This is a genomic window from Neoroseomonas soli, from assembly GCF_018129065.1.
Lineage (GTDB): Bacteria > Pseudomonadota > Alphaproteobacteria > Acetobacterales > Acetobacteraceae > Neoroseomonas > Neoroseomonas soli.
This window is the reverse complement of the sequence record NZ_JAAEDM010000060.1, coordinates 11,814-31,482: the sequence shown is the minus strand read 5'-3', so window position 1 is coordinate 31,482 and position 19,669 is coordinate 11,814. Positions and strand designations below refer to the sequence as shown.

Genomic DNA, 19,669 nt, shown 5'->3' with positions numbered 1-19,669 from the left:
GGGCATCGTCTGCGCCATGACGGGCCCCGCCGCGACCGGCAGCAGGGCGGTCGTCGCGAGCAGCCAGCCCCGGTGCGGGGTGCGGCGCGCCGGCGCGCGGGCCGGGGCGGGGATGGGCCGTGTCGCGACGCCTGCCATGGGTCAGAACCTCACCAGCGTGCGGAAATAGAGCTGCGTGGCGCGCAGCGGGTCGGCGAAGGCGCCGTCGGGCCGCGTCGTGACGCGGCGCGCCACCTCGACGTCGAACTGGACGGTTTCGGAGAACACCACCCGCGCCCCGCCACCCCAGGACGACAGCCGGCGGTCGGCGTCGGTATCGAGGTTCTGGTACGCCCAGCCGACGTCACGGAAGGCGTAGAGCTGCGTCGAGCCGCGATTGTTGCCGAGCGCCGGCTCGGCCGGGATCTCGTAGGCGAGGTCGAGCTGCAGCTCGATCGCGTAGCCGTAGCCCCAGTCCCCGGTGACCTGCCCCGAATAGAAGCCGCGCCCGAGGCGCGAGCCGCCGAGATAGTACTTCTCGGCGTTCGGCAGGATGTTCGTGGACCACTGCCCGGTCGTGTAGACCTGGACATTGAACATCGCCCCGTCGAAGGGCGACCAGATCGGCTGCACGCGCTGGTATTCGCCGGTCCATTTGGTGAAGTCGTACTGGCTGCCGATGCGCGTGGAGTTCGGGTCGTCGCCGCGCGAGGCGCCGAAGGCGATCATGCCCCGGTGCGCGCGGATGCTGGCCATGTTGGTCGCCGGCGGCAGGAAGCCGATCAGGCTGTCGAGCGCCTGTCCGTCGAAGCCGCCGCGGAAGGCGCGGATCTTGTCGCGTCCCGCCAGCGCGCGCGGCCCGGGGGTGTCCGCGGCGCCGGTGTAGACATGGCTGTCGAACATGTCGAACTGCCCGACAGCCCAGAGGTTCGCGGGGCGGGAGCGCACCACCGGATAGGTCGCGACGATGCCGGCGATCTGCGTGTCGCTCTCGTAGCCGATCTCGGCGAGCTGACCCGAGGGGGTGATGTTGCCCACCCCCGCATAGAGCCGCATGCGCAGGCCGGAGGAGCCGACGAAGATCTCCGTGCTCGCCTGCGCGAAGTACTGGGTCGCCTGCTCGGCGCCGAAGAGCGAGACCTCGGTCCGCTCGCCCAGTTCGGTGAAGGAGTTGAGCCCGGCCACCAGAAGCGCCTGCCAGGGCCCGGTGAGCCGGTAGCCGCGATTGTCGAAGTTGAAGTAGCCGCTGACCGCGGAGCGGCTGAGCTGCGCGACCAGGCGCAGGGCGCCCGGCTCGCCCTGGATGGGCTGGAGCACGCCGCGCACCTCCACCCCCGGCACGTCGGAGGCGAGCAGCAGGGCGCGCTCCACCGCGGCGGTCGAGATCGGGCGTTCTTCCTTCACGCGCTCGAGGAAGCGCAGCACCTGCGTGCCCGCCGGGCCGATGTCGCCATCCAGGCGGACCTCGGCGACATAGCCCTCGGTGACGGCGAAGCGGGCCTCGTTGCGCCCGTCAGGCTCCGGCACCAGGGCGGCGGCGACCGAGACGAAGGGGTATCCCGCGCGGCGATAGGCGCCGAGCACGGCAAGCCGCGCCTGCTCGATGCGGGCGAGGGTCACCGTCCGGTTCTCGATCGGCGCGATGGCCGGGCGGAGTTCCGCATCGGAAAGCGCCGTGTTGCCGTGCACGGCGGCGGTGGAGATCGCCACCTCCCGCGACTCCCCGGGGCCGCGGATGGCCTCGGGGGGCGGTGGCTGGGTGCGGGGGGCGAGGCTAGGCGTCTCCTGTGGCCCGATCCGCTCGATCAGTCCGGCGGGCGGCGGTGGTGGCCGCGGGATGTTGGCCGGCACCTGCGCCTGGGCCAGGCCGGGCGCGAACAGTAGCGCGAGGGCGGCCATGGACCGCAGTGAGGTCGTGGGCGGGGACATTGCCGATGCGGACTGGGGAAAGGTTCGCCGCGAAGATATTGATCCTCGCAGCGAAAGATACCGCTCATTCACACCTTCCGAGACGAAAGCATGCCAGCCGTCACTCTCGCGCAACGGTTATGATGGAAATGTTTCAATCGCCGAGGTTGATGACCTGCACGCGACGGTTGCGGACCTCGGCCGCGCCGTCCGGCGTCGGCACCAGCAGCATGGTTTCCCCGAAGCCGACCGTTTCGAGCCGGCCGGCGGTGATGCCCTGGCGGCGGACCAGGTAGTCCCTTACCGCCACGGCGCGGCGCTCGGAGAGGGACTGATTCAGCGTGGTGCCGCCGACGGTGTCCGTGTGGCCCTCGATGCGGAAGCGGGATCGGGCGAGCTCGGGGGCCTTGAAGGCGCGGGCGAGGGAGGTCAGGACCGCCTCCGCCTGGGGCGTCAGCGTCGCCGACCCGGTGGCGAAGGTGACCATGAGGGAGACCGCCGGCCGGTCGGGCGGCGCCGTGGTGGCGGCCTGGACCGGGCCACTCGAGTCGAGCGGCGTGATCGGGGCCGTCACCGTGTCCCCGACCTGGCCCGGCACCCGGATGCCGCGGGTGAGGTTGCGGACGATGCTGTCCGCGAGCGGGTCCGCCGTGGGGGCCTGGGCGCCAGCGGGCGGGGCGGCCAGGGCCAGCATCAGGGCGGCGAGGGGAAGGGCGATCCGCATCCGGTGATCCTCCGTGCGAAATTGACGCGATTAGAGCATATCGCGCCCGCCGCGTGTCGGTTGTTCCGCTCAACCGAAACGGTGGATCGAAAAGGCGTGAGCGACCTTCTCCCGCCCCAGCACGGCATCGGCGGTCGTCCGCCCCGCCACCGGCCCCAGCGTGTAGCCGGAGGAGGTGACGGCGGCGAAGAGCCCGGGGCAGGACGGCGCCTCGCCCAGGATCGGCGCGCGGTCGATGTGCACGTTCATCCCCGTCCAGGCACGCAGCACGGATAGCCCCGCGACGGCGGGCACGACATGCCCGGCGACCCAAAGGTTGCCCTCGATGCTGTCGCGCCGGTTGCGAGTGGCGCCGGTGGCGGGGTCGTGCTCACCCGGCCAGCCGCCGCCGATCAGGATGTGCCCGTGCGGCCCCTGCTTGAGCGAGAGGTGCCGCCCGGCATGGGCGACGAGGTGAGGGATCAGCGGCCCGGCTGCCTCCGTGGCGATGACCTGCTGCACCAGGCCGCCGACCGGCAATCGCACGCCGGCCATTGCGGCGACGTGCCCGGACCACGGCCCGGCGGCGACGACGACGCGGCCGGCGCGGATGGTCCCGCCCTCGGTGGTGACGGCGAACCTGGCACCGTCACGTGCGATTCCGGTCACCTCCACCCCGCCGGCGACGCGCGCCCCGGCCCGCCGGGCGAGCGCGACCAGGGCCGCGGTGCCGCGCAGCGGGTCGATCTGGCCCTCCAGCGGGCAGAAGGCGGCACCGAGGAAGCGCGGGGCGAGATAGGGCGCGAGGTCGCGCAACTCATTGGCGCCGACGACGTGGCTCTCGATGCCGGCACCGCGCTCGACGGCGGTCTTGCCGTGCAGCCACTCCATCTCGGCGGGCGTCTCCGCCAGCATCAGCCCGCCCTCGGTGCGGATGCCGCAGGCTTCCCCGGCGTCGCGCGCGATCTCCTTCCACAGGGCGATGGAGCGGGGCCCGAGCGGCAGCGTCACCGCGGCCGGTCCAGCCGTGCCCAGCGCCTCCGCCTTGTCGCCGAAATCGTAGGAGAGCAGTTGGACATGCAGGCTGCCGGCATTGGCCGTGCTCGCGGCGAGGCCGGGTTCCGAGCGGTCGGCCAGCAGCACGTCCGCCCCCTCCCGAGCGAGATAGAGCGCGGTGGAGAGGCCGAGCACGCCGCCGCCGATCACCAGCACGTCACAGGCGCGGTTCTCCGGGGCGAGCGGCATGGCCGGACTGCGCCAGCGCGTCGGCGTCGGCGCGTGGATCACCGGGGCCTCGAAGCCTTCCGGGACCTCGCGCATCAGGGCGGCGGCAGGGGTGGGGCGGATGGGGGCGCGCGGGGCGGCGAAGGCGTCCTCTGCCGCGGGGGCGCCCGCGAGCCGGGCGACGGTGGCACCGCACATGCGCCCCTGGCAGCGGCCCATGCCGGCGCGGGTCACCTTCTTCAGTGAGGCCAGCGTCCGCGCACCGCCCGCCAGGGCGGCGCGGAGACTGCCGGCGGTGACCTCCTCGCAGCGGCAGACGGTGGTGGTGTCGTCGATCGCGTCGGCGTCGAAGGCCGGTGCGGCGAAGATGCGCCACAGCGCCTGCTGGAAGGCGAGGGCGCGGGCGAGGTCGCGCCGTGCCGCCGCATCCTCGGGCGCGAGGAAGCCGAGGTCCCGCGCCACCGCCAGCCCCGCCAGCCTGCCGCGCGCGAGGGCGACGCGCGACCCGCCGATCGCCGCGCCGTCACCGATGGCGAAGACGCCCGCGACGCTGGTGCGGCCTTCCTCGTCGGTCACGGTTTCCAGCCGCCCGATCTCCGCCCCGGAGCCTTCGGTGGCGAAGCGCTGCGCGCAGCCGAGCGCGCGGGCGAGGCCGCTCTCGGGCTGGAAGCCCATGTTGAGCGCGGCGACGCCGGCTTCGATGCGCCGTTCGCCATCGGGCGCCGCGACGCGCAGCGCGGCGAAGCGATCGGTGCCCTCGCAGGCGAGGATACTGCTGCCCCACAGCACCGGGACGCCGGCGCGCCGCAGCGTGGCGAGGTAGCGCACCCCGTCCCAGGCGAGATCCGGGGAGGCCTTCGCCATCCCCAGCACCTCGCGCCAGGCGCCGAGGCCCGGCTTCGGTGCTGCCTCCACCACTGCGGCCACCTGCACGCCGCCCGCCAGCAATTCGCAGGCGAGTTGCAGGTTCAGCGGCCCGCTGCCGGCGATCACGGCCCGTTCCGCCGGGCTGACGCGCTGCGCGCGGGCGAGGGCCTGCAGCGCGCCGGTCGTCATCACGCCCGGCAGCGTCCAGCCCGGCACCGGCACGGGGCGCTCATGCGCGCCGGGGGCAAGCACGAGCCGCCGGGGACGGAAGGTGACCGCCGCGGCATCCACCAGCGCGGCGATCTCGTCGCGCGCGAAGCCGCCCCAGACGGCGGCACCCTGATGGATGGCGATGCCGGCGGCGCGCGCCTCGGCGACCAGCGCGGCGCCGCGGCGGAACTGGGCGTCGGGTTCCGCGTCGGCTTGGCTCCCCGCCAGCGGCTTGAGGTATTGCCCGCCCGGTTCGCCGCGTTCGTCCAGCACGATCACCTGCGCGCCGGCGCGCGCCGCCGCGATGGCGGCGGACAGCCCGGCGGGGCCGGCGCCCACCACCAGCACGTCGCAGGCGCGCTCGGAGGCAGCGGCGGGCGCCTCGGCCAGCCGCGCCGGATCGCGCGGTGGGGTGCCTTCCACGCGCATGCCCGCTTCGACTTTCACCATGCAGGCGCGCTGGCCGCTCCTGCCGTCCACCGTGACGACGCAGTCCCAGCAGGCGCCCATGCCGCACCAGAGGCCGCGCGGCTCCCCTTTCGCCGTGTGCCGGAACGCGACGATGCCGGCGGCCGAGAGCGCGGCGGCGATGCTTTCCCCCGGGATCGCGTCCACCTCCCGCCCGTCGAAGGTGAAGCGGATCGGCCCGGCCGCCGGCGTGATGGTGGGGGAGGAGAGTCGCATGCCCTTGCCGTGGCGATGAAAACGGTTTCGGATCATTGCACGCGGCAGCCCCGCGTCCATCCCCGGAGGCCCCGATGTCCCGCGAGCCCTTTCGCGGCACCTGCACGGTGCTGGTCACGCCATTCACGCCTGACGGCAGCGCGGTGGACCTGAAGGCGCTGGAACGCCTGGTCGAGTACCAGGTGACCGAGGGCGTGCGCGGCCTGATCCCGCTCGGCTCGACGGGCGAGTTCCTCTCAATCTCGCGCGAGGAGCGCACCGCCATCACCGAGACCGTCATCCGCGCCGCGCGCGGGCGCGTGCCGGTGCTGATAGGCACGGGCGCCGAGGACACGCGGGAGGTGGTGGCGCTGTCGAAGGAAGCCGAGGCGCTGGGCGCCGACGGCGTGATGATCATCCCGCCCTTCTATTCGGTGCCGACCGAGGACGAGCTCTTCCACCACTACGCGACCGTCGCGGAGGCCATCGGCATCCCGATCATGGTCTACAACAACCCCGCGACCTCGAACGTGGACATGCTGCCGGCGACGCTCGCGCGCATCTCCCGCATCCCGAACTGTCGCTACGTGAAGGAGAGCACGCTCGAGGTCACGCGCGTGCGCGACATCATCGACCTCTGCGGCGACAGGATGGAGGTCTTCGCCGGCGTGCTCGGGTACGAGAGCGCCTGGCTCGGCGCCATCGGCTGGGTCGCGGTGTGCAGCAACCTGGCGCCGCGCCTGTCCTCCGAGATGTTCGAGGCCGCGGCATTCGAGGCGAACCGGGACAAGGCCCTGGCGCTCTATCGCAGGCTCGCGCCGCTGCTGCCCTGGGTGGGCGGTCCGCGATATGTTTCGGGAACCAAGGCGGCGTTCCGCCTGATGGGCATGGACATGGGCCCGCCACGCCCGCCGCGCCTGCCGCTGCCCGCGCAGGACATGCCGGCGCTGGCGCAGGTCCTGCAACGCATCGGCCTCATGGGCACCGCCGCACAGGCGGCGGAATAACGGGGAGACAGCACGATGAACCGTCGCATGCTGATTGCCGCCGCCGTGGCGACGCTCGCCGCCGGGCCGGCCTTGGCGCAGGCGCCCGCCTGCACGCCCGCGGTCCCGGATTCCGAACTGGTGAAGCCGCGCACCCTGGTGATGTCGACCAACCCGACACTGCCGCCATTGCAGTTCGTCAACGCCCAGGGGCAGTTGCAGGGCATGCGGGTCGAACTGGGAACGGAGATCGCGCGCCGGCTCTGCCTCACGCCCGAATATGTCCGTATCGAGTTCAGCGCCATGATCCCCGGCCTCGCGGCGCGGCGCTGGGACATGATCAACACCGGCATCTTCTACACGGAAGAGCGCGCGCGGATGATGCAGATGATCCGCTACGAGAACAATGCCGTGGCGATCTCGGCGGCGCGCGGCAATCCGCTCGGCATCCGCACGCAGCAGGACCTCGCGGGCCGCACCGTGGGTGTCGAGATCGGCGGTTTCGAGGAACGCCGCCTGCGCGAGATCGGCCAGGCCGTCCAGCAGGCCGGCGGGCGTCCCATCAACGTCCGCACCTTCGACAACTTCGCGCTGGCCTACCAGGCGCTGCGGGCGGGGCAGGTGGAGGCGGTGACCTCCATCGACGCCGTCGCCGCCGAATTCGACCAGCGCGGCGAATTCCCGCGCGTGCTGCATGGCCTTTTCCCGACGCCAGCCGCGCTCGCCTTCCGCTCCCGCCCGCTGGCCGATGCCGTTTCCCGCGTGCTGCAGCAGATGAACGCGGACGGCAGCCTGAAGACGTTGTTCGACCGCTACGGCGTGTCCGTGGCCGAGGGCGGCTTCGCCGTGGCCGGGCCACAGTGATGCCGTGACGTGATCGGATGCAGGTCTGGTCCTGGCAGGGGTTCTTCGACTACCTGCTGAACCCCTTCCTGCTCGAGGGCGCGCTGACGACCCTCTGGCTCACCGCGGCGTCGCTCGCGGTCGGGCTCGTGCTCGGTGTGGCGCTGGCGTTGATGCGGCTCTCAGGCAACCGGGGGCTGGCCGGGCTGGCGGCCTTCTATTGCTGGATCTTCCGCGGCACGCCGCTGCTCGTGCAGTTGCTGATCATCTACACGGGCTTGCCGCTCTTCGGCGTGCGCTTCTCGGTGGTGCAGGCGGCGCTGCTCGGACTTTCACTGAACGAGGCCGCCTATCTCAGTGAGACGGTGCGCGCGGGCATCCTGTCGGTCGCGAAGGGACAGCGGGAGGCGGCGCTGGCGCTCGGCCTGCGGCGCGCGCAAGTCTTTCGCCTGGTGGTCTGGCCGCAGGCGTTGCGCATCATCATCCCGCCGCTCGGCAATTCGGTGAACGGGCTGCTCAAGACCACCTCGGTCGCCTCCGTGATCAGCATGGAGGAACTGCTGCGCCGGACGCAGATCCTGATCCAGGAACGCTTCCTGGTGCTGGAGCTCTTCGTCGTCGCGGCGATCTACTACCTGCTGATGACCTCCGCCTGGGACCTGGTGCAGCGGCGCCTGGAACGGCGCTACGGCCGCGGCTACGGGACAGAGGCCGCCGACCGGCGGTGACAGCGCCGGGCCGGCGCGCTATGCCTCGGCCCGGAGCATGAGCGACCTCGCCGCCGATTTCATCCCGCCCATGCCGGCACCGGCCGGGCGGGCGCCTTCCGCGCTCACCGGGCTGCTGCGGGCGCGGCGCGACGTGCTCTCGATCTTCCCCGCCGACGCCTATCGCCGCCAGGTCTTCTCGACGCGCCTGCCGGGGCGGCTGATCCTCGTCGCCAATACGCCGGAAGTGGTGCGAGAGGTCTTCGTCACCAAGCACGACACCTACCAGCGCAAGTCCCGCTTCCTCGAGGATGCGCTGCGCCCGGTCGTCGGCGGGTCGTGCTTCATCGCCTGGGGCAACGATTGGGCGGAGAGGCGGGAAGCCGTCTCGCCGCCGCTGCATCCTTCGGGCCTCGCACAGTTCCACCCCTGCTACGTGCAGGCGGCCGAGGAAACCGCCGAGGACTTCGCCCGCGCCACCGGCCCCGTGGACGTCGCCGCTGCCTTTGCCACCGGCATCACCCGCGTCCTGCTGCTCGCCGTCTTCGGCCCCGATGTGCCGCGGGAGGAGGCGGCGGTCATCGCCGAGACCTTCACCGCCTACCAGGACGCGGCCGAGGTGGTGGACCTGCTCGGCCTGATGGGCCTGCCGGACATGCTCGGCTGGCTGACGCGCCGGCGCGCGAACCGCCTCGCGCGCGAATTGCGCGGCCGCGTTGGCCGGCTGCTCGAAGCGGCCGGCCCTGATGGCGGCACGCCGCTGCTGCGCGCCCTGCGAGCCGCCCATCGCCCGGACGGCAGCAAGGTGCTGACCGGCGAGCGCCTGCTGGACGAGGTGGTGATGTTCCTCCTCGCCGGGGCGGAGGGGGCGGCGATCACGCTCACCTGGACGACGATGCTCGCGGCGCTGCATCCGGCGACCGCGGACCGCGTGGCGGAGGAACTCGCCATCCTGCCGCCCGGCCCGCCCGCCTTCGACGCCCTGCCGCGCCTGACCTACATGCGCGCGGTGATCCAGGAATCCATGCGGCTCTACCCGCCGGTCGCGGTCTTCGCGCGGCAGGCGGTGAAGCCCGACCGCATCCGCCGCTGGGACGTCCGCAAGGACGACATCGTGCTCGCCGTGCCCTGGCTGCTGCATCGGCATGAGCATTTGTGGGACGCGCCGAACGCCTTCCGCCCGGAACGCTTCCTCGGCGACGCCGCGCGCCAGCGTCAGCGCTTCTCCTACCTGCCCTTCGGCATCGGGCCGCGCATCTGCGCCGGCGCGGCCTTCGGGATGACGGAGGTCTCGGTCTTCGCCGCGACCCTGTTCCGCCGCTTCCGCTTCGCCCTGGCGCCGGGCTTCACGCCGCAGCCGAACTGCCGCCTGGCGCTGCGTCCGAAGGGCGGAATGCACCTGCTGGTGAGCCCGCGCTGACGCTTGTCCGGCGCGCCGCCGCGCCGCAGTGTTGCAGCGCAGCGGATGGGAGAGCGGCGATGGCGGACTACGACCTCGCGGTGCGCGGCGGCCAGGTGGCGACCGGCTTCGGCACGGTCCGCTGCGACATCGGCGTGAAGGACGGCCGCATCGTGGCGCTGGCCGAGCGCATCGCCGACGCGGCGCGCGTGATCGAGGCCGGCGGGTTGCTAGTCCTGCCCGGCGGCGTGGACAGCCATTGCCACATCGAGGAACCCCAGCCCGGCGGCGGCGCCAACGAGGAGAGTTTCGCCACCGCCAGCGCCGCCGCCTTCGCCGGCGGCACGACCTCGGTCGTCTGCTTCATCCCGCAATGGAAGGGGCACGGCGTCTGGGACCGCTACGTGGACTACCGCGCCCGCGCGGCGAAGGGGATGCTCGACCATTCCTTCCACCAGATCATCAGCGACCCGACCGACGCGGTGATGGACGACGAGGTGCCGCGCGTGGTCGCCGAGGGCGTGCGCAGCCTCAAGGTCTTCCTGACCTACGAGCCGCTGCACCTGTCCGACGCGCAGTACCTGAGGGTGCTGACCAAGGCGCGCGAGCTTGGCTGCCTGGTGACCGTGCATTGCGAGAACTACGACGCCATCAACTGGCGGACGGCCGAACTGCTGAAGCACGGCATGACCGCGCCGAAATACCACGCCTGGGCGCGCCCCCCGGTCGTCGAGCGCGAGGCGACGCACCGCGCCATCGCGCTCGCCGAACTGGTGGACCAGCCCATCCAGGTCTTCCACGTCTCCTGCGCCGAGGCCGCGGAGGAGATCGCCCGTGCCCAGGCGCGCGGCGTGAAGGTCTGGGGCGAGACCTGCCCGCAATACGTGGCTCTCACCGCCGCCGACATGGACCGCCCCGGCTTCGAGGGCGCGAAGTTCATGTGCAGCCCCGCGCCACGCTCGCAGGAGGAGCACGCCCGCATCTGGGAGATGATCCGCCGCGGCACGCTCGACGTGATATCCTCCGACCACTGCGCGTTCTCGTATGAAGGCGACAAGGGCAAGCGGCAGAACGGCGCGGATGCGGTGTTCCGCGACATCCCGAACGGCATCCCCGGCTTCGCCGCGCGCCTGCCGGTCATCTTCAGCGAGGGTGTTTCCAAGGGCCGCATCACGCTCGACGACTTCGTCCGCCTGACCAGCACCAACCCGGCGCGGCTGATGGGCCTCGCGCCGCGCAAGGGCATGATCGCGGTGGGTGCGGATGCCGATCTCGCGCTGTGGGACCCGCGGAAGAAGGTCACGATCACCAACGCGCTGATGCAGCACGCGATCGACTACACGCCCTACGAAGGCTTGGAGGTCACCGGCTGGCCTGTCGCGACCATCCGCCGCGGCGATGTGGTGATGCGCGACGGCAAGGTGCAGGCCGAGCCCGGCACCGGGCGCTTCCTGCCGCGCGCGCCCTACGACCTCATCCGCCCGCGCGGCGTGGTGCCGGACGGCTTCGACCCCGCGCCGCCGGCCGGGCGGTAGGGCTCAGGCCGCTTCCATCGCCTCCATCAGGCCGAGCGCCTCGACGTCGTCCAGCGTGACGATGCGGCGCGGCGCCTCGGCCAGCCAGTGCGCGACCTTGGCGCGGGATTCCTCGACCAGCCGCCGCGCGCGCGGCGCGCCGCGCAGGGGCGGCGGCACGCGCATCGGCCCGCGGCCGGTCCACGCCAGCGTCGTCGCCCATTCCGCCCGGCTCCGCGCCGGGCCGCCGCGACGGGGCGGGCAGTTCTCCCCCTGCCGGCGCCAGAAGTGATCCAGCCGCAGGCCCCCGCCATCGGCGAGCGGCGTGGCGCGGATGCTGAGCCAGGTTCCGCCCTCGCAGGGGCCGGTCAGGCGGTAATGCAGGGTCTCGAGCGCCAGGATGCGGGCGATACCCTCGTCGTCCTGGCCGATCACGGCCTGGATCTCCTGGTAGGTGCCGGTGCCCGTGTTGCCCTCGAAGGCGGCGAGGACGAGGTCGCGCCCGCGCGACTGCCGCAGGGCGAAGACGCGGCCATTGCCGTACCAGGACGGGAAGCGGAACTCCTCAGCCGGCGCGCCGGGGCCGGTGAAGCGCAGCGCCAGGCCGGGCCGTTCCCCGCCGCCGCCCCAGCCGGAGGAGCTTGATTCGAGCGTCACCGGCTCGGCGCCGGGGCGCAGGCGGACGGGGCGCGGTGTCGGCAGGCGAGCGGGCCGGAGGTCGTCGGGCGCCTCAGGCTCGGCGGTCGTCGTCTCGGCACGGGCGGCGAGGGGGCCGAGAAGCAGCAGGGGCGAGGCGAGAAGCGCGCGGCGGTGGATCATGCATTCACTCGATCACAAGCGACCGCAGCGCGGGAATGAACGGCTTCGCCCCAGGCGGGTCGGTGGCCGGCGGGGCACTTCCTTGCCGGGCGGCCGGGCCGCGGACCGGCCCGCGACGGCAGAGCCGGGCATCGTCCTGGCGACACCCGGCCGAACCACGCCGCAACACGGAAGGCGCCCGCGAAGCGCCTCGCGGGGTTGATGGGGCGTCCGCCCGCAGGACCGACGCCCCGGATGCCGCGCGAGCCGCCAAGGCCTGCCGATATCAGACGACCGGGCTCGACCCGCCATCGACGTTGATCGCCGTGCCGGTCACGTAGCCGCCGGCGTCGGAGGCCAGCAGCAGGGCCATGGCGGCGAATTCCTCGGATTTGCCGATGCGCCCCAGGGGGACGGGCTTGCCCTGCTCGGCCTTCCATTCCTCCCAGGTGATGTTGCGCTTGTCGGTGGCGTGGCGGCGGACCCACTGGTCGCTCTCGATGATGCCGACCAGCATGGCGTTCACCAGGACGTTGTGCGGGGCGAACTCGTTGGCGAGCGCCTTGGTCAGGGCCATGCCCGCGGCGCGGCTGACGGAGGTCGGCGTGGAGCCCGCCTTGGGCGCCTTCGCCCCGATGTTCAGCACGTTGATGATGCGACCCCACTTCCGGTCCCGCATCCCCGGCAGCGCCAGGCGGCAGAGGCGAATCGCCGCGAAGAGCTTGAGGTCGAGGTCGTCCTGCCAAAGCGCGTCCGACACCTCGAGGAAGCCGCCGCGCTGGGATGTCCCGGCGTTGTTGACCAGGATGTCCACCTGCCCCAGCGCCCGCGCCGCGCCGGTGAAGGCCTGCTCGCAGCCCTCCGGCGTGCGGATGTCGGCGGCGATGGCGGCGACCCTGGCGGTCGGCGCGGCCTCGCGCACCTCGGCCTCGGCGCGGGCCAGGGCCTCGGCGCCGCGGGCCACCAGGGCGACGTTGCCGCCCGCCTCGGCGAAGGCCTTGGCCATGGCTAGGCCGAGGCCCTTCGACCCGCCGGTGATGAGAGCCGACCGGCCGTTCAGCGAAATCTGCATGGATGCTTCCCCCTGGGTATGCGCCGCATCCTGCCGGGAACGGCGGAACGCGCAAGGAAGGGGGGGGTAGGGTGGGGCGACCAACGGGACTCGAACCCGTGACATCCAGGACCACAACCTGGCGCTCTACCAACTGAGCTATGGCCGCCACCGGAGGCGCGGGGAATACGTCCCTCCGGGGCGCCCCGTCAACCGCGTGCGCGAACGCATGGCTGCCCTGCGTGGGCGGACCCGTTGCCTGCCCACCGGGTAACGACAAGTATCGGTCGAACAGCGGAGCATCCCATGAGCCTGCCCCCTGCCGCCGGCCGGGCGGTCCTGCCCGCCGGCCTCCTGATCGCCTGCGCCGTCGCCGGTGCCATGCTGGCCATGGGGCTGAGGCAATCCTTCGGCCTGTTCCTCGCCCCGATGACCGAGGCCCATGCCTGGACCGCCTCGGGCTTCGCCTTCGCCATCGCCTTGCAGGTGCTGTTGAACGGCGTGACGCAGCCGATCATGGGCCTGTTCGCGGACCGCTTCGGCGGGCGCATCGTCATCATCGGCGGCGCGCTGGCCTACGCCGGCGGCATCCTGGGCATGGCGCTGTCGGGCGGGCTGCCGGTCTTCACCTTCTTCGCCGGAGTCGTGATGGGGGCGGCGGTCTCGGCGGCCGGCATGCCGGTCATCATCGCCAGCCTGACGCGCCTGCTGCCCGAGAACATGCGCGGCCGCGCCGTCGGCCTGGGCACGGCGGGCTCCTCGGCGGGGCAGTTCCTCGTGGTACCGCTGGCCGGGCTCGGCATTTCGGGCTTCGGCTGGCAATGGGCGCTCATTGCAATGGCGGCGGCGGCGCTGCTGATGATCCCGCTCGCCCTGCCCCTGGCGGACCGGCCGGCGCCGGCGGCGGCGCATGGGCCCGATTCGGAGACGGCGGGCGCCGCCCTGCGCGGCGCCTTCGGCGATTCCTCCTTCTGGTGCCTGTTCTTCGGCTTCTTCGTCTGCGGGCTGCACGTCTCCTTCCTCACGGTCCACCTGCCGGGCTTCGTGCATTCCTGCGGGCTGCCGCTTTATGTCGGGGCGGGAGCGATCTCGCTGATCGGGCTGTTCAACATCGCCGGCTCGCTGATGTCCGGGGAACTGACGCAGCGGTGGAAGCGGCGCGAACTGCTGGTGGCGATCTACGCCGCCCGCGGCGTGCTGATGACGGGCTTCATGATGGTCGAGAAGACCACGGCCAGCGTCATGGTCTTCTCCGCGCTGATGGGCATCCTGTGGCTGTCCACCGTGCCGCCCACCGTGGCGCTCTGCGCCCGCAACTGGGGCACGCGGTGGCTCGCGACGATCTTCGGCCTGGTCTTCCTCGGCCACCAGATCGGCGGATTCACCGGGGCCTATCTCGGCGGGCTGGTCTTCGACGCGACCGGGTCCTACGACCTGATGTGGAGCATCGGGATCGCGGCGGCGGCCTTCGCGGCGCTGGTGCACCTGCCGGTGCGCGACGGGCCGCGCGCGGTGCCGGCGACGGCCTGACCCGGCTTGCCGGGCCCGGCCCTGCCGGGCCATACCGGCGGCCCCGCGAGAGAAGGACACCGCCATGCGACGCCTCGTTCGCTGCCTCATCCTCGCTGCGCCGCTGCTCGCCACGGGCGCGGCAGCGCAGCAGCCCAGCGCGCCGCACGAATGGCTGTTCGGCTCCTGGACCGGCGGCTTCTTCCCGCCTTCAGACACCGAGGGCCCGCGCTGCACTGCCCAGCCCACGGTAATCTTTACCCGTGACGTGGTGATGCGCACCGGCCTGCTCGACCCCGCCTACCGCCAGCGGGTCATCGAGACGGTGGCGACGCGCGACGGCGGCGCCAGCTTCCGCTTCCAGCCGGCCGCCCCGAGCGGCGCCTTCGCCAGCCGCCTGCCGCCCGACATCGGCTTCGGCTGCCCCGGCGGGCCGGACGTGCTGGAGGTGCAGCAGACCGGCCCGGACGAGATCACCTTCCCCAATTGCCGCGACATGCCCGCGCCGCTGCGTCGCTGCGGGAGCCCCAACCGATGACCACCCCGAAGCGCATCGCCCTGATCCACGCCCTGCGGCATTCGCCCCCGCCGATCGAGGCCGCCTTCGCGCGCCTCTGGCCCGGCCAGGTGCTGATGAACCTGCTGGACGACAGCCTCTCGGCCGACCTGGCGCGGGAAGGGAAGCTGACGCCACGCATGACGGAACGCTTCCTGACGCTGGCGCGCTACGCGGCGGGGACGGGGGCGGACGCCATCCTGTTCACCTGCTCCGCCTTCGGCCCGCCGATCGAGGCCTGCGCGCGCGACCTCGCGCCCATGCCCGTGCTCAAGCCGAACGAGGCGATGATCGAGGAGGCGGTGACCAAGGGAAAGCGCATCGGACTGCTGGTGACCTTCCCCGGCACCATCCCGTCCATGACGCCGGAATTCCCCGCGGGCATCACCGTGGTGCCGAAGGTCGCCGAGGGCGCGCTCGCAGCCCTCGATGCCGGGGATGTCGCCACGCATGACCGCCTGGCGGCGGAAGCGGCGAGGGACCTCGCGGATTGCGACGCCATCGCGCTCGGCCAGTTCAGCCTCGCGCGGGCCAAGCCGCTGGTCGAGCAGGCCACCGGCAAGCCGGTGCTGACCACGCCGGACACCGCCGTGCTGAAGCTGAAGCGGCTGCTCGGCGGCTGATCAGCCGCGCGGGCCCCAGGGCGACTTGCCGCCGCCGCCCGGCGGCGTGCCCTGGGCCGGGCCCTGCCACCAGGGCGTCTCGCCGGCCGCCGCGCCGGGGGCGATGCGCACCGTCTCGTCCGAGGCCTCCTGCTGCGCCCAGGGCGGGGTTTCCCCCTCTGCCGGCGCGGTGCGGGCGATCGGCCCCGGGTCGCGCCCGCCGGCGAACTTCACCAGCGCCGCGACGCGATTGCCGATCGGCGGATGCGTCGCCATCAGGGAGGACAGGGCATTGTCGCCCGCATCCTCGAGGAACAGCGCGCGCACCTGGGGCGAGACCTCCGGCATGTCGGCATTGCCCTCGACCTTGCGCAGCGCGGAGATCATCGCGTCGGGGTCGGAGGTCAGTTCCACTGCCCCCGCATCCGCCAGGAATTCCCGGTTCCGCGACAGCGCCATGCGCAGCACCGTCGCGAGGCCCCAGGCGAGCGCGATCATCAGCAGGCCGATCAGCGCGGCGAAGCCGCTGTTGCGGGAATCCGTCCGCATCCGCCAGCCGCCGCCGTCGCCGGAAGATTGCCCCGCCCGCGCCACGCGCCGCGTGCGCGTCATCATGTCGAAGCCGAGCGAGATGATGCCGACGAAGACCGCCGCGATCAGCCCGAGCCGTGCATCCCCGTTGCGGATGTGGCTGAGTTCGTGCGCCAGCACCGCCGCCAGTTCGCGGTCGTCGAGGCTGTTCATCAGCCCGCGCGTGACGGTGACCGAACCGGTCTCGCGCGACAGCCCCGCGGCATAGGCGTTCATCGCCTGCGTCTCGATGATCGCGAGGCGCGGCATCTTCATCCCGCGCGAGATGCAGAGGTTCTCGAGCAGGTTCCACAGGCGCGGCTCCTCCTGCCGCGTCACCGGATGTGCGCCGGTCACCCAGTCGAGGATCCTGTTGTGCGCCGCCCAGGCGATCGCGAACCAGATGATCGCGATGCCGCAGCCGATGACGTAGAGGCCGGGCAGGTTGCGCAGCGCGTCGCGGAAGGCGCGGCCGAGGTCGTGCTGCTCGGCGCCGAAGATCAGCCCGACGCCGAGCATGGTGATGGCGAGCAGCAGCGGGAAGCCGGCCAGCAGCAGCATCGACCGCCAGGCCGTGTTCCACGCATGCGTGCGCAGGCCGAAGGCCTGCATGGCCGTGCCCTCCCTAGAACTTCACCTGGGGTGCCGTCTGCACCGCCACGCGGTCGGCTTCCGGGATCTCGAAGAAGCCGCGCTGCTGGAAGCCGAGCGAGCGGGCGAAGAACACCGCCGGCACGCTTTCCGTCATCGCGTTGTATTCGGCCACCGACGAATTGTAGAAGCGCCGCGCCGCGGCGATCTTGTTCTCGATGTCCGAGAGCTCGGATTGCAGCGAGAGGAAGTTCTGGTTCGCCTTGAGGTCCGGATAAGCCTCCGAGAGCGCGAAGAGCCGGCCGAGCGCCGCCCCCAGCGCACCTTCCGCCGGGCCTGCCGCCGCCGGGCCCTGCGCCTGCGCCGTCACCGCCGCGTTGCGCGCGCGGATCACCTCGTCGAGCGTCGTCTTCTCGTGCGCGGCATAGCCCTTCACCGTCTCGACCAGGTTCGGGATCAGGTCGTGCCGCTGCTTGAGCTGCACGTCCACGTCCGACCAGGACTGCCCGGTCACCTGCCGCAGCGTGACGAGGCGATTGTAGACCATCACCAGCCAGCCGATCAGCACCACGACGATGCCGAGGATCACCCATTCCATGCCTGGTTGCCTTCTCCTGCCGCCTCGATCCGCAGACTAGCGGCCCCGTGATCCGGCGCCAGCCCCGGCGCGAGCCCCGCTGTGAAGCGTCTCACAGGTGCCGGGTGCGGCTCATCCCGGCAGGCTCGCCACCGCCGTCAGCCCGCCGCCCGGCCGGTTCCGCAGCACCACGTCGCCGCCATGCGCGCGCAGGATGTTGCGCGCGATGGTCAGGCCGAGCCCCGTGCCGCCCGTTTCCCGGTTGCGGCTGGCCTCAAGCCGGCGGAAGGGGGCGAAGACCGCTTCCAGCTCGCCCTCCGGGATGCCTGGGCCGTCATCCTCGACGTTGAGGCGCACCGCGCCGCCCTCGCCGCGTTCCAGGCGCAGCCGCGCGGCGCCGCCATAGGTCAGTGCGTTGCTCACGAGGTTCGCCAGCGCGCGCTTCAGCGCCACCGGCCGCGCGCGCAGCACCAGGCGTTCCGGCCCGTCATAGGCGATGCAATCGGCCAGTTCGGGCCGCGCATCGGCGGCCTCGTCCGCCACCGTGCGGCAGAGAGCGGCGACGTCCAGGGGCGAGGCCGGTTCCGCCGCCGCGTCGTCGCGCGCGAAGGCGAGCGTCGCCGAGATCATCTGCTCCATCTCGTCGAGGTCGGAGAGCATCTTCCGCCGCTGCTCGTCGTCGTCCATGAACTCGGCGCGCAGGCGCAGGCGCGTGATCGGCGTGCGCAGGTCGTGGCCGATCGCCGCCAGCATCTGGGTGCGGTCGGCGACGAAGCGGCGGATGCGCTCGGCCATCAGGTTGAAGGCATGCGCGGCGGTGGTGACTTCGGAGGGGCCCTTCTCCGGCAGGGGCGGCGCGTTGACGTCGCGGCCGAGCCGGTCGGCGGCCTCGGCCAGCAGCCGCACCGGGCGCATCAGGCGCTTTACGGCCCAGAGGATCAGCAGCACCGCCGCCACCGTCATCACCACGAAGGCGGCGAGGAAGGTGGTGGAATGCCAGGGTCGCGGCGGCGGCATCTCGACCCGGAGGTTGAGCCATTCGCCGTCCGGCAGCCGCAGGGACGCCTGGAAGCCACCCGGCCGCCAGGACCCGAGCCGCACCTCCCGCGGCCGCAGCCGCGGCGGGCCGGAATTGAGGAGATCGAGGCGGAACAGCCGCATGACGTCCGGCGGGGGCGGCGGCGCGCCTGGCCGCACGGCGGGCTGCGGGGCGAGTTCGATCGACAGGCCGTCGGGGAGGTCGAGGTCCGCGAGCAACTGCTCCCGCCGGTCGGGCGGCGCGAGCATGGCGGTGCGCCAGGCGCCGAAGGCGCGGCCGGCGATCTCCCGCGCATGGATGAAGCGCTGCAGGTCCACGCGGTCGAGCGCATGGATGGTCAGTCCGGCGACCTGGACCAGCATCAGCGCCAGGATCAGCCAGAAAGCCGTCCGCCCGCCGAGGCTCGCGGGCAGGCCGATGCGGCGGCGGGGCTCAGCCACGCTCGACCGTCGCCGCCAGCACGTAGCCCCCGCCGCGCACGGTCTTGATGAGCGACGGGTTGCGCCCGTCATCCTCCAGCTTGCGGCGCAGGCGGGACACGGCGACGTCGATCGCCCGGTCGAAGGGCCCGGCCTGCCGCCCGCGCAGCAGGTCCATCAGCATGTCGCGCGTCAGCACGCGGTTGGGCCGTTCGACCAGCACCAGCAGCAATTCGTATTCGCCGCCGGTCAGCGAGACCTCCGCCCCGTCCGGGTTCAGCAGGCGCCGCCGCCCGGGCTCCAGCGTCCAGCCGGCGAAGCGGATCACCTTGGCGGGCGGTTCCTTGGCCGCGCCTTCGCCGCTCGCGCGGCGCAGCACGGCGCGGATGCGCGCCAGCAATTCGCGCGGGTTGAAGGGCTTGGCCACGTAGTCGTCGGCGCCGAGTTCGAGGCCGACGATGCGGTCCGTCTCCTCCCCCATCGCCGTCAGGATCACGATCGGCACGTCCGACTGGCCGCGCAGCCAGCGCGCGAAGTCGAGGCCCGGCTCCCCCGGCATCATCAGGTCGAGCACCACCAGGTGGTAGCGGCCGAGCGGCCAGAGCTTGCGCGCCTCCCGCGCGTCGCGCGCGGCGGTGACGCGCATGCCCTGCTTCTCGAGGAAGCGGGAGAGCAGGTCGCGGATCTCGCGGTCGTCATCGACGACGAGGATGTGCGGGGCGGGTTCCATGTCTCTGTTACAATAGCGTCCCGCGGCGCCGGTTCATGGGGGGATCGCGTGTTTCTTCTTGTATCTGCCGCCGCGGCCGTTTCCCGGCGTTGCATTTCCGCACGGGGAGGGGCTTCGTTGGGCCCAATGGACACACCATCTTCCCCGGTACGGAACGCCGCCCGTTCTATCCCCCGCGGACGACGCTCCCCGGAGGCGGCCGGGGGATCCCCCCGAGTGCACAC

17 protein-coding genes and 1 tRNA gene are annotated in these 19,669 nt (G+C 72.4%); 8 read left to right on the top strand and 10 right to left on the bottom strand.

All coding sequences use genetic code 11. The features are described 5' to 3' along the window. Nucleotides 1-141: 141 nt before the first annotated feature. From GXW76_RS18420 to GXW76_RS18410, 3 genes are all read right to left on the bottom strand, one after another. Nucleotides 142-1,878, bottom strand: coding sequence for a ShlB/FhaC/HecB family hemolysin secretion/activation protein (locus GXW76_RS18420; protein WP_211863561.1), 1,737 nt, complete (start codon nt 1,876-1,878; stop codon nt 142-144). Between the two features lie 163 nt (nt 1,879-2,041). Beyond that, the gene (locus tag GXW76_RS18415; RefSeq protein WP_211863560.1) at nt 2,042-2,611 is read right to left on the bottom strand and encodes an OmpA family protein; all 570 of its coding nucleotides are present in this window, start codon (nt 2,609-2,611) and stop codon (nt 2,042-2,044) included. Between the two features lie 69 nt (nt 2,612-2,680). After that, entirely contained in the window at nt 2,681-5,575 is a 2,895-nt protein-coding gene (locus GXW76_RS18410) for an FAD-dependent oxidoreductase (RefSeq protein ID WP_211863559.1), read from the bottom strand. A gap of 74 nt (nt 5,576-5,649) precedes the next feature. Between GXW76_RS18410 and GXW76_RS18405 the strand changes: the two genes are divergently transcribed. The 5 genes from GXW76_RS18405 to hydA are packed head-to-tail and all read left to right on the top strand — an operon-like array spanning nt 5,650 to nt 11,024. After that, on the top strand, nt 5,650-6,561 hold the full coding sequence (locus GXW76_RS18405) for a dihydrodipicolinate synthase family protein (protein WP_211863558.1): 912 nt from the start codon (nt 5,650-5,652) through the stop codon (nt 6,559-6,561). A gap of 15 nt (nt 6,562-6,576) precedes the next feature. Further along, on the top strand, nt 6,577-7,404 hold the full coding sequence (locus GXW76_RS18400) for an ABC transporter substrate-binding protein (protein ID WP_211863557.1): 828 nt from the start codon (nt 6,577-6,579) through the stop codon (nt 7,402-7,404). Nucleotides 7,405-7,421: 17 nt separating this feature from the next. Beyond that, nucleotides 7,422-8,111: an amino acid ABC transporter permease gene (locus GXW76_RS18395; protein ID WP_211863556.1), complete on the top strand. Its 690-nt coding sequence runs from the start codon at nt 7,422-7,424 to the stop codon at nt 8,109-8,111. A gap of 37 nt (nt 8,112-8,148) precedes the next feature. Further along, a complete protein-coding gene (locus GXW76_RS18390) occupies nt 8,149-9,510 on the top strand; it encodes a cytochrome P450 (protein WP_211863555.1) in 1,362 nt (453 codons plus the stop codon). Nucleotides 9,511-9,569: 59 nt separating this feature from the next. After that, on the top strand, nt 9,570-11,024 hold the full coding sequence (gene hydA / locus GXW76_RS18385) for a dihydropyrimidinase (protein WP_211863554.1): 1,455 nt from the start codon (nt 9,570-9,572) through the stop codon (nt 11,022-11,024). A gap of 3 nt (nt 11,025-11,027) precedes the next feature. Here the strand turns inward: hydA and GXW76_RS18380 are convergent, their stop codons facing one another. From GXW76_RS18380 to GXW76_RS18370, 3 genes are all read right to left on the bottom strand, one after another. Then, nucleotides 11,028-11,822: a hypothetical protein gene (locus GXW76_RS18380; RefSeq protein WP_211863553.1), complete on the bottom strand. Its 795-nt coding sequence runs from the start codon at nt 11,820-11,822 to the stop codon at nt 11,028-11,030. Between the two features lie 265 nt (nt 11,823-12,087). Continuing rightward, nucleotides 12,088-12,873: an SDR family oxidoreductase gene (locus GXW76_RS18375; protein ID WP_211863552.1), complete on the bottom strand. Its 786-nt coding sequence runs from the start codon at nt 12,871-12,873 to the stop codon at nt 12,088-12,090. A 72-nt stretch (nt 12,874-12,945) separates the two neighbouring features. Beyond that, nucleotides 12,946-13,021, bottom strand: a tRNA-His gene (locus tag GXW76_RS18370). 137 nt (nt 13,022-13,158) lie between these two features. On the opposite strand from GXW76_RS18370, the gene GXW76_RS18365 reads away from it, so the two are divergent. The 3 genes from GXW76_RS18365 (at nt 13,159) to GXW76_RS18355 (ending at nt 15,540) form a co-directional block, all read left to right on the top strand. Continuing rightward, nucleotides 13,159-14,382, top strand: a complete 1,224-nt coding sequence (locus GXW76_RS18365) for an MFS transporter (protein ID WP_211863551.1) — start codon at nt 13,159-13,161, stop codon at nt 14,380-14,382. Between the two features lie 64 nt (nt 14,383-14,446). Beyond that, the gene (locus GXW76_RS18360; RefSeq protein WP_211863550.1) at nt 14,447-14,899 is read left to right on the top strand and encodes a hypothetical protein; all 453 of its coding nucleotides are present in this window, start codon (nt 14,447-14,449) and stop codon (nt 14,897-14,899) included. Then, nucleotides 14,896-15,540, top strand: coding sequence for an aspartate/glutamate racemase family protein (locus tag GXW76_RS18355; protein WP_211863549.1), 645 nt, complete (start codon nt 14,896-14,898; stop codon nt 15,538-15,540). Before GXW76_RS18360 ends, GXW76_RS18355 begins: the two co-directional genes overlap by 4 nt. On the opposite strand, the gene GXW76_RS18350 is transcribed toward GXW76_RS18355, so the two are convergent. From GXW76_RS18350 to GXW76_RS18335, 4 genes are all read right to left on the bottom strand, one after another. Beyond that, nucleotides 15,541-16,701, bottom strand: a complete 1,161-nt coding sequence (locus GXW76_RS18350; RefSeq protein ID WP_211863548.1) for a M48 family metallopeptidase — start codon at nt 16,699-16,701, stop codon at nt 15,541-15,543. Nucleotides 16,702-16,714: 13 nt separating this feature from the next. Next, nucleotides 16,715-17,278 (bottom strand): LemA family protein, encoded by a 564-nt coding sequence (locus tag GXW76_RS18345; RefSeq protein WP_211863547.1) that lies wholly within the window; start codon nt 17,276-17,278, stop codon nt 16,715-16,717. Between the two features lie 111 nt (nt 17,279-17,389). Next, nucleotides 17,390-18,736, bottom strand: coding sequence for an ATP-binding protein (locus GXW76_RS18340; protein WP_338150991.1), 1,347 nt, complete (start codon nt 18,734-18,736; stop codon nt 17,390-17,392). Continuing rightward, entirely contained in the window at nt 18,729-19,445 is a 717-nt protein-coding gene (locus GXW76_RS18335; RefSeq protein WP_211863545.1) for a response regulator, read from the bottom strand. The genes GXW76_RS18340 and GXW76_RS18335 overlap by 8 nt, the downstream gene beginning before the upstream one ends. Nucleotides 19,446-19,669 lie beyond the last annotated feature (224 nt).